General features: G+C 43.6%; 9 protein-coding genes. 3 read left to right on the top strand and 6 right to left on the bottom strand.

All coding sequences use genetic code 11. The annotated features are described in order from the left end of the window. Window positions 1–378 precede the first annotated feature (378 nt). The gene (locus IE054_RS10560) at window positions 379–1197 is read right to left on the bottom strand and encodes a hypothetical protein (RefSeq protein ID WP_189406212.1); all 819 of its coding nucleotides are present in this window, start codon (window positions 1195–1197) and stop codon (window positions 379–381) included. Between the two features lie 85 nt (window positions 1198–1282). Beyond that, window positions 1283–2137 (bottom strand): glycosyltransferase family 2 protein, encoded by an 855-nt coding sequence (locus IE054_RS10555; protein WP_189406211.1) that lies wholly within the window; start codon window positions 2135–2137, stop codon window positions 1283–1285. 328 nt (window positions 2138–2465) lie between these two features. On the opposite strand from IE054_RS10555, the gene IE054_RS10550 reads away from it, so the two are divergent. Continuing rightward, a complete protein-coding gene (locus IE054_RS10550; RefSeq protein ID WP_189406209.1) occupies window positions 2466–3470 on the top strand; it encodes a glycosyltransferase family 2 protein in 1005 nt (334 codons plus the stop codon). A 41-nt stretch (window positions 3471–3511) separates the two neighbouring features. On the opposite strand, the gene IE054_RS10545 is transcribed toward IE054_RS10550, so the two are convergent. The 4 genes from IE054_RS10545 to IE054_RS10530 form a co-directional block, all read right to left on the bottom strand. After that, window positions 3512–4591, bottom strand: coding sequence for a GNAT family N-acetyltransferase (locus IE054_RS10545; protein WP_189406207.1), 1080 nt, complete (start codon window positions 4589–4591; stop codon window positions 3512–3514). Window positions 4592–4685: 94 nt separating this feature from the next. Then, window positions 4686–5519, bottom strand: a complete 834-nt coding sequence (locus IE054_RS10540; protein ID WP_189406205.1) for a glycosyltransferase family 2 protein — start codon at window positions 5517–5519, stop codon at window positions 4686–4688. A gap of 3 nt (window positions 5520–5522) precedes the next feature. Next, entirely contained in the window at window positions 5523–6527 is a 1005-nt protein-coding gene (locus IE054_RS10535; protein ID WP_189406203.1) for a glycosyltransferase family 2 protein, read from the bottom strand. A 15-nt stretch (window positions 6528–6542) separates the two neighbouring features. Next, the gene (locus IE054_RS10530) at window positions 6543–7646 is read right to left on the bottom strand and encodes a glycosyltransferase family 4 protein (protein WP_189406202.1); all 1104 of its coding nucleotides are present in this window, start codon (window positions 7644–7646) and stop codon (window positions 6543–6545) included. A 236-nt stretch (window positions 7647–7882) separates the two neighbouring features. Here IE054_RS10530 and IE054_RS10525 point away from each other — a divergent pair, with 236 nt between their 5' ends. Together IE054_RS10525 and IE054_RS10520 are read left to right on the top strand one after the other, a co-directional pair. Continuing rightward, on the top strand, window positions 7883–8968 hold the full coding sequence (locus IE054_RS10525; RefSeq protein ID WP_308428281.1) for a glycosyltransferase family 4 protein: 1086 nt from the start codon (window positions 7883–7885) through the stop codon (window positions 8966–8968). 37 nt (window positions 8969–9005) lie between these two features. Next, entirely contained in the window at window positions 9006–10508 is a 1503-nt protein-coding gene (locus IE054_RS10520; protein ID WP_189406198.1) for a hypothetical protein, read from the top strand. The last annotated feature ends 8 nt before the right edge of the window (window positions 10509–10516 follow it).

Genomic DNA, 10516 nt, shown 5'->3' with positions numbered 1-10516 from the left:
TTAATAGGTCACTTTTAGAAATCTTTTTTTTTGTTTTTATCACTTGACATCTCCGGAAAGTTATTTATAGATAAATATCTCTTTCAAGCACTTTACGTATGTAAAGTAAGCTATATGTGGTTAAATATTACTCAGGTTTTTTTCAGGAAGTCAAACCTTTGTTTCGATTGATAGGTATCTAAAAAGTAGAAGAGGTACTCTTCTTGATTGTACGTTGCTATGAACCGAGCCACTGATAGTAATGTAGCTGGATAGGGGGGGAAGCTTAACTATGCGGCGAGTTTTACTTCAGACTAATTCCATTGCAGTACTACTCAGGAACAAGATCGATGAATACAGGTTCTTACTAGTAGCACAGGTGCTCTGAAGTATTTTTTTCTAGATGCTCACGAGACAGTTCTGAGCTTCAAAGTAGCTTAGTTCCTGCTGATATTTTTTTTTAAATATTTGTGTTGTTTCGCTGTCAAATAATCTAAATTTAGTTTCTAAATCTTTTGCTTGATGCTCTTCAAAAATTTTCTCTACTTCTAGAAACCAGTTGTCAGATTTTATATAATTTCCTTTCCTGACATTTTCTTCGACGATTTTTATCGCTTTTAACGAAGGAGTAATAGTTGATAATGGGTCAGGAATTTTATGCGGTTTAAAGTCAGTAATGTTTGTAAATTCTCTAAATACAATTTCAGGGTTATGTCGATACGCCTCTTGGTTCCAAATTTTTATTTTTACATTCGGGAGGAAGTTTTTAATCCTTTCATAAACGTCTATCCACGAAGGATAGCGTTTGCAGCTTATATCATCAATTAGCGATGCTTTAGCAGTTAGTGCTTTCCGAGGACTATACTTTAATGATGTTGCGTATGCTCCAGGCAGTAGTGTAGAAAAATCTCTGATACTAAAATAAACCGTTGTGTCAACTTTTCTACTCATTATCCGTATAAACTCAAGTCTATTCATGGAGTAAGGGATAGTAGATAGTAACTCTACACAATCACCTAAAATATTTTCTTCCGAGATTAATAGCGTTTTTGATTTTGTTATCGGGCTGAATAATCTTGAAGAGATATAAAGCTGTTTAAATATCGATAAAGGGAGCTTGTTAAACTTAGGATTATGCGTGAGCGCTCTTAGACTTTTTCGATATTGATCCCTTGGATAATATATAATATTTCTTGCTCTAAACTCATCAGTACTCATCTCCAATGTATCTTGGAAATGAGTGGTAGCCGTTTTATGAAATCCTATGTGGATATTAATACGCCTTGGAGTAGACATGAACATGTTAGCGAACCAAAAATGATTTAGCTGATAAAAACAAGTAATTAACGCCTGATCGGATTTCAGTCATAGTTTTATCAAATGGCTGTTTCCTTATGAAATAAAACCAGAATTTTGCATACATATACCGCTGACCAGGCTTCATAATGACGCGCTTAGTATAAAATGCGCCTCGACCTACGTCGTACGAGTGCATCAATTTTTGATAATCTGACTCGCTTTGTCTCCCATGATCATGTGACACAATAATATCTGGTGAGTATTTGCCTGCGAATCCGTGCCGTATACACTCACTAATCGTATCAACATCTTCACAGGGAAAGCTTGCTCCTGCGCCAAATAATGGATCAAAACCGCCAACTTCTTCCAGGACCTGTCTCCTAAAACAAAAATTCGCGCCATGTATTTCACCGGCCAGGACCATATCTCCGGGTTGGAATATCTTCTCAATTTCGGATAACTGAATGGTGATGCGCAGGTCATCTGGATTGTGCAAAAGCACTCTTCCGCCGGCAAACGCGATAGCGGGATCCGCAAAGACATCCCGAATACTGGTTAGGTAATTTTTATCTGGATAACAGTCATCATCCGTGTAAGCAATTATATCGTAATTAGCTGCTTTAAACCCTGCGTTTCTGGCATTACCTAGCCCTTGCTTAAGCTCCTTAACAGTGACTAACGGCAAGGTAGATTGCGCCTGAAACTCTGCGAGCAACGATTCTGTTTCGTCGGTACTGTTATTATCAACGACGACGAGCTCCCACTTTAACTCCTCCGGAGATGTAAGTGTTTTAAATGATTCCAAACACTTGCGGAGTGCACTCGCTCTGTTATACGTACAAATAATTACTGATATCATCAGGAAACATTACCTCTGCAACTACTCCTGGTTGAACTTGCCTTATCCGGGAGACCAATATCTAATCGATAGCCTGTTGTGCGTTAATGGCTTTTAAAACTTTGAGTCAATACCAGCATTATCGCTAAACCTACAGTCGAGTGACAATACCTTAAACCCAATGTAAGATCATCATAATTGATTTATTTAGTAAGGAAGCCAGCAAAGCATTTGGATGAAATCAGCATACACATTGTGCCTACATCTTTGCGTAGCCTAGTAGTAGTAAGCGTGATAAATTGAAATCACTCTTAGATACATAACAATGCTGGGTGGTGTTTAAAATAACATGAGCCATGAAATAAAGAAAAATCAATATCACGATGGTTCTGCCGCAGTGAGTATCATCGTTCCGGTCTATAAGGTAGAAGAATATTTAGCGCGTTGTGTAGACTCAATTCTAAAGCAGACGTTTGGTGATTTTGAGTTAATTCTGGTTGATGATGGTTCGCCTGATGCGTGCCCAGATATGTGTGACGCCTATGGACAAAAAGATAGTCGTGTCAGGGTAATACATAAGCCTAATGGTGGGCTTTCAGATGCAAGGAACACAGGTATTGATGTAGCGAATGGCAATTATATTATGTTCATCGATAGTGACGATTGGATCCATGAAAATACACTTGAATACCTTTATGAGCAAATGATGGCTACAGGTGCTGAAATTTCTTGTTGTGGCTTCCAGCGGGTGTATGGGGAACAGGATATTGTGTCATCAGTCGGCAAGGCTGAAAACACTCGGGTTTACTCTAAAAAAGAAGCACTGTCACAATTTTTTACCGATAATCACGCACAAATTGTGGTCGCATGGGGAAAGCTGTATGCGAGGGCGTTGTTTGATACCGTCAGGTACCCCAAAGGCAAATTACACGAAGACGAATTCACTACCTACTTGTTACTGTACGCTGCAAATAAAACCGCTGTAAGTGATGTTCCATATTTTTATTATTTTCAAAGAGATGACAGCATTATCGGTAGCGGTTTTGATATTAATAAGCGATTGCATGCGGTTGAGGCACATATCCAGAGGGGAGATTTTTTGGACGAAGTTGGTTATGGGGACTTGGCTGCTATTGCATATCGAAAGGCGTTTCTTTTGAGCTTTAATATTGAGGAAAAATTACAGGAAGCTAAGAGCCAGCAAGATGTATTGAATTTCAGAGCCGGGCTCAGTGCATTAAAAGTGAAACTACGTAAGCAACACTATCAGTTGAAATTCAAATTGTTGTACGAGGCTTACTATGCGTTCCCTTCAGGTGTCAGCTTTCTGCACTCTGCAATAAAAAATAGATAGCGTCTTGTTACTTTGTTACTTATTGCGGGCGAAAAAGACTATCACCGCATAAATTGTTGTAAATAATGTCGTGCTTTTTTGGCGGTTTTTTTGAATTTAAATTTCAGGGTGTAAGGCATAGAAAGGGCAGCTTCTATACTCACCATAGGCAACATGGATGTAGACAACTTTGATTTATAGGAGTGCTTCGCTGCGCCCATCATAAAATCATACGTTTCATGTTCAGTGTTTTTGATACTCCAACAATGTAATAGCAGACCTGGCGACAAATGCTGAAAGTCTTTATTGTTCCAGCCTGACTGGTAGAAATAAAGTATGCCCTTCTTCGTAAAATAGTAATTAATAGCGATGATCTTCCCTTCAACCTCGAGCACTGAGAAAGCGCAATGCCGGTGTTGAATGAACTGACGATGAAAGGTGAGAAATGCATTGTCGGTGAAAGCGCCTGTTTTGCCTATCGATTGCCAGCGTTGCGTGTGTAGCTCAGAAAGTATATCAAATATAGTAAAAGCTTCGTCGGGAGCTACCCAACGGAAGCTATATTGGTAGTTTTTCTTAAGCTTGTTCAGAGCCCGGTTATGCTGTGCACGGGTATTTTTACTGAGCATGGAGAGCTCAAACTTTTTATTTTCTGTTAAATAGCGGGTTGCGGGCGAGGAGATGTGCTCGGTCCCCTGAAGTAGATCTAGTATATAGGCACCTTTCATTGCAGCTCTCCACTTCAGCACATTGGAATTTCGCTGAATACGGCGGTAGATGTCTTCTTTTAGTACGCTATACCATGTTGGAGACACGATGATATCAAGGTATTCGGAGGCGACCTCCATATGTTCTGGCTCACCCTGCCCGAGTGGATAAGATACTGCTGATTTTCGTTCTGTAGTGTCAGACTGATGATACAGAGGAATGATCGCAACCAATTCCTTGTTGGACCACGCGGTATGCACCGATAATTGCCAATGCTGCTCCCAGTAGCTGGCAATCCAGTTAATTAGCCAGTCCGAAGAATTAAAAAGTTGGTCAAGTGGTGTATTGGCAAGCAATGTATCCCATTTTTCCCACAACGCCTGTAAGTCTTCAATTTCGCTAATGATGCTCCAATTTACGTCGTGTGATGACATCTGAGAAAACTACTTCTTTGTTTCCGTTAGTTTGCTTGCCATACCCATATCGGGCGAGCGTAATACCTTAAAGTGAAAAGTTGGCACGCCCCTGTCACCCTGAAGTAGCAAATAAATTGAAAAAACGCCCAATGAGGTAATAAACCTTGCCCTCCGCACCTGCAGTTTTTCCTCCAGCAGACATAAAAGTTCGGTAGAGAAAATAGGCTTTCGATGCGTTGTATTTTTTAAACAGCGATGCATGTTTTCTGACCAGTTGTAAGTGACCTTTAATGACCTTGCGGCCATTGGAAGAAAGGTTTCCGTGATCGTCCCGGCGCAGTCTTATCAGCGCCTTGGGAATAAAACCAATTAGGTGGCCAGACTCAATCATTCTTATCGTAAAGTCATGATCTTCTGAGCAATGCATTTGCGTGTCGAATCCATCTAATTTCTCAAAGACTGAACGTTTTAACATAAATGAGGACGGGGACACATGACTGCTTATCAGCAGATTATTAACCGACAACGATTCCGGTTTGTTCAAAAAAGTGTTAACGGAGCCTGTTTTGTTAAAGGTTTCGACTCCGGTATGCACTCCGTCAAACTCAGGGTGAGCTTTAAGAAAACTTACTTGTTCTGCCAGCTTATCTGCTTGCCAGTGATCATCGGCGTCCAGAAACGCTATCCATTCACTGGTTGCTATTTCGACTCCTTTATTACGAGCAACTGACACCCCCTGGTTGGGAGACAGTGAATGCACGGTAATACCATCAAACTGAGCCAGAAATTCCTCGGCCTGCTTCCCACATCCGTCGTTCACTACAATGATTTCTGAAACCGGTAGTGTCTGCGCCTTAACTGTCTCCAGCGTTTCTGCAAAAAAGTCGTAGGCCTTATAAAACGGAATTACGACGGAGATCTTGAACTCCTTTTCCTGCTCCTGCACGCCTTACACCCCTTTGGCTGTATAATAATTCTTTGATTTTTCTACCGGATTTTTCATCGGGTCCCACACAGGCTTAATCATAGTTTTTAATTTACCAAATATCCGGGTGACCATATTTGATGCTGAAATTGGCAGGTGCAGCCAGCGGCAGAATAAGAAGATCTTACGCCGGAAAACCCAGTGATACATGGCTTGTTCGGCATAAAACTTATACCCCCAACGCTCTTCAAAAAGACGTGAGGCCTCCCAGGTCAGCTTTTTATCCCAGCGGAAATAGAAAAACGCCATATCGTCGAATTCCATGCGCGTACCAAGGTTGTCAAAAATCACCACCGATTTAGGCTGGGTAAGGATCTTGCGGCCCATTTTCTTGATTTGGATGCCAATATCGATATGTTCACGTATCACCATTTGCGGCATTTCTATTGTCTTAAATACTTCGGTATCAAACAGCACGCCATGCAGTTCGAACATTTCAGACGGCGCCACCTCTTTAGGAATATCCTCGGGCAGCGCACGGCGATAATGCTTATCCTCAATCAGATAGTCTTCACCATCTACATTGACCACCCGTATTTCATTGGTGTAAAGATGGTTGCGAAGTTCAGCTCCTTTATCAACGCCTTCTTTTTCCAGTGTCAACGGGTTAACGATAGCGGCATTTTCGGCTTTTGCGGTTTCCAGCAGTGGCTCACACCAGCCTTCGGTGACATTTGAATCGTTATCCAGCAGCATGGTATAGGGCGTGGTGATGCTGTCACGCACCCTGCGCAAGGCTTCCATAGGTATGATGCGACCATATTCAAGAATTTCAGCGTTTGGTTCGTTCCTGAGGCGCTCGACAATCGCTTGTTTAAGTGCTTTTGGATATTCCAAATCCAGTACCTTCAGAAAGAAAGGCTGCGTCGTCACTTTATACAGGTTGTCTATGCATTCGATAATACCTGAGTAGCGGTCGCGCGGTGTGATGACCACAGTTACCTGCGCGTCATTTAAATTCATTTCCATAGTGGTAGCCTTCATTCAGGAAGAAACTCGGTTAAAAATGGCGAGATACTGATTAATCATATTATCAGTAGAAAAGCGCGATGCAACGCGCTTGTGCGCTTTTTGACCCATTGTTTGACGCAGGTCAGCATTTTCTGTCAGTTGTCTGATGGCGTCGCTGAGCGCGCTGGGGGTTTTCGGAGGTACCAGCAAGCCGGTTTCCTGATGTTCAATAATGTCGGGAATACCGCCAACACGCGTTGCGATGGTCGCGAGTCCTTTTGCTCCCGCTTCAATAAATACCAGGCCAAACGCTTCTTCATGAGATGGTAAAATAAATAGATCGCAGGCGGTCATCCAGTCACTTACGTTCGTGATCTGCCCAAGTAAGCTGACTTCCTGCTGCAGACCCAGCGCTTCAACTTTACTGGTAATTGCAGCCTGCTCCTGCTCAGAGCCACTGCCTGCAATATGCAGCCTGAGTGACGTTCTGACGTTCTCCGGCAGGCTGGCAATGGCCTCAAGCGTGTCCTGATGACCTTTAATCGGGCCAAGATGGCCAACACTCAGTAAATGACAAAAGCGCGCATCAAGATCCAGGCTTTGCTTCGCATTGCTGCGCATTTGGGTATCCGGTAAGTCATCCACAGGTGTACCGCCATGTACGACGTAACATTTGTTCGAAGCAATTCCCATGTTTTTGGTCAGCAGTCTCATTCTGTTTTCACTGACAGCCACACAGGCACCGCTGGCCCAGCGTATTAGTTTGTTGCTTATCGACGGTTTATATTTACTAAGTTCTGAACGGTGGAAAGTAGACACAAGCGGAACACCACAGCACTTGGCCGCCAAACCTGCGTAAAGCTGAGTAAATTCGCAGTGGGCGTGGACCAGATCAATATTGTTTTCGGTTATAAGTGCGCACAGTTCACGAATTATGCCCAGTTTGCTCTTTGCTCTGTCAAGTTTCTGCAAGCCATCAATACTAACCCATGGAGCGGGCTCACCAAACACGGCTGGCAGCACCTTATGCTCATGGACTCGCAGAGCGCTGACGGTATCTGAAAAGCGGGTAGTCCGGCCACCTTTCTCGAGGCTCTGGACAATTTCCAGTATATGGTATTTACGCGGTGCGGGCATAATGTACGGCGTCCATGTTAACTGCTAGAAAGTGCGCACTTGTGTGCGTGGCTCCTTAAGATAGCCATTTCAACAGAGAAATACGAATTTTGGATTACCAGTTTTGTAATTTTCGTATTTTTTTCTGTTCTTTTTTTATTACTCTGCGTAGGACGATGGTGCAATAAGTCGTTTGCATATTTTTTTTGTTGGTAACATAGTAAGTATGTTTTTTTCAGATAAGAATACTCAGTACCGTGCATCTCAGTAGTACACCTTCCAAAATAATACATGTCGTGTCCAGTCTTAATGTTGGAGGGGCAGAGCGCTTTGTAATTGATCTGTGTCAGGTTCAGCAAAAACAAGGTTATCAAGTCAGTATTCTGTCACTGGGTAATCAACACGACGAACTGGTAGAAGAAGCAGGCCACAAAGGAATTACGGCTAACGTGGTCAGTCAGGTCAAAGGCTGGCGGCTGTTGCAGTCTTACCGGTTGCTGGTGAAGGCGGATATAATTCATTTTCACTCTCCCCATGCGATAAAACTTTTCAGTCCAATAATCGGCGCGTTGCAAAAGCGTATTATGGTATACACACGCCATGGTGCCGCCCCTCTTCATGCACCGCACTGGCAACGACTGCATAAAAAAATACGGCCCTTCGTTAACGCTATTACTTTTGTATCAAACGAAGGCAAGCAAAACTTTCAATCAATACATGCCTGGTCAGGTTTGCCTATGGAAGTCATTGATAATGGTATTGATATAGATGCCATTAACGTAACTGACAACAGACGGGATTCAACTCTTCTTCGGTTAGGCTCGGTAGGCAGGATGGTTAAATTAAAAGGCCAGCATTTTTTACTTGAAGCAATAGCAGGGCTGACAAAAGAGCGGCGACAACGAGTAACGGTCGAATTTTTTGGTGACGGCGAATGCCGCAAAGAATTGCAGCAATTTGCTCAGACAAATTTACCTGACACGCGTATCACTTTTCATGGCATGGTGGATAACAGGGATGATATTTACAATGCCTTCGACGTTATGTGCGTGACCAGCGAAACAGAGGGGTTGTCGTTAGCGGTTATTGAGGCGATGGCATACAAAAAAGCAGTCGTTGCGACCAATGTGGGAGGCAACCCAAAACTTGTTGAGCACGACACAACCGGTTGGTTGTTCGAGTATGCTGACACAGAAACATTAAAAACGTTAATTAATAAGCTTATTGACGAACCGACTCTCGCACAAAAAATGGGAGCAAATGGCAGAGAAAAAGTGGCGCAGGCGTTTTCTCTCAATATAACAGCGGATAAGTTTAATCAACTATATTTGCCAGGCGAATAGCGGTTACACGTACTGGCAGACACACAAGGAGAGGGATATGCAATCAATAATGACAATAGTGTGGGCACTGTTTTTATGTGTACTACTTACCGGGCAGGCTGTCGCCGATAAAATAACTGTACCGGTTCAGAGCTCAGCATCGTCGCGTTTATTGTTTCCAGTTGTCAATAAAACTATTCCAGTAAAATCGTCGGTTACGCTTAGTTCTGAAAATGGGGCTGTGGACGCTGAAATCTATTCGAGACTGGTGTGGCCCGGTACGGAAGACTCTTCTTATATTCGATTGCTTGTGATTGACCTGCAATCCCCTCCCGATTTCAACAAGCTTACAGTGTCATGGTCACCAGCCACGGATCCCATCAGGCCGTTCTGGGGCCAAATAGGAAACGTTACGCTGGTCAGTCCGGACAGAGAGTGGCTCCAACAGGTTATCAAGCTACACCCCATCAGCGTGCCGGACCAGGCCTGGTACACTGATGCACTCCGCTTGCACGCTAATTATATTGCAGACGACGAACGGATGAAGAATGATAAGTATCCGCAAACACGCGCTGCGCATTGGCTATACGATAAACCGCAAAGCTTCTTTCAGTTATTTTTACTAACCGGTGATAATTGGGCATTAGAGCAGGCAAAGCGTTTATCGTCATACTATGAAATGAACGTCAAAGAAGATGGCTTTTTCAGGTTGCGCAATCGTAACGATGTAAAGTATGTCATGAGTCGGGGCCTGACCTATCACTTCCTTCTAACAGGCAGTGAGAAAATGAAGGATGCCGTGGCACGGCAGTTTGAAGCGTCACAGGAGTGGGACCCTGACTATAACTCCTGGACAGGCTTCTGGACTGAGCGTAACCAGGCCGCAGCGCTGAATACGGCGATAGCGCACTGGGAGTTGAGTGGTAGCAAAGAAGCAAAAGAACGCATAGATGAAATCGTCAAGGCAACCTACGCTATGACCTTCGAACCGGAGAATGACTGGCCAGTGCGCGACTGTCCTCAACATACCATGGAAGCGCATGAAGGAAAGGGCGGCGACCGTCCGGTGTGTTCACCCTGGATGATGGCGCTACTGGCAGATGGTTTGTGGCGATTAGTGCTACTCAATGATAATAGGCAAGCTACTGAACTACTGCGGGCGTTTGGTCGTTTTTTTGCGGAATACGGGATGTATCAGAAACAAAGAAAAGGAAAAATGGTGACCGCACCTTACTATCTTCGAGCGTTCCCTGACCACGACTGGATAGAAAAGAATGTATGGACTGATCCCCAGCACAACTGTGAGATAGCGGGAATGCTGGGTAAGTCGATAAAATTATATGGCGGCGCTCAGCGAGCCCCGAAAAACATGCTCACCACTTTTCAGCAATTTGCCACTATGTGTCGCGGAACGTTGCGAGGAGTGGCGGAATCAATCAGCCAACAAAATATGGCGAGTACCGCCATAAGGCTTAAACCCCCTCGCAGGTTCGGCTGGATGTACTCATCAACAGCAGAGTTGCCATGGATGATCGACACTATTTTATCTGACCTGGAGTAGTACTTTTG

Origin of the sequence: Alteromonas halophila (assembly GCF_014651815.1) — a bacterium.
Classification (GTDB): domain Bacteria; phylum Pseudomonadota; class Gammaproteobacteria; order Enterobacterales; family Alteromonadaceae; genus Alteromonas; species Alteromonas halophila.
This window is presented reverse-complemented; position numbering and strand designations above follow the sequence as displayed.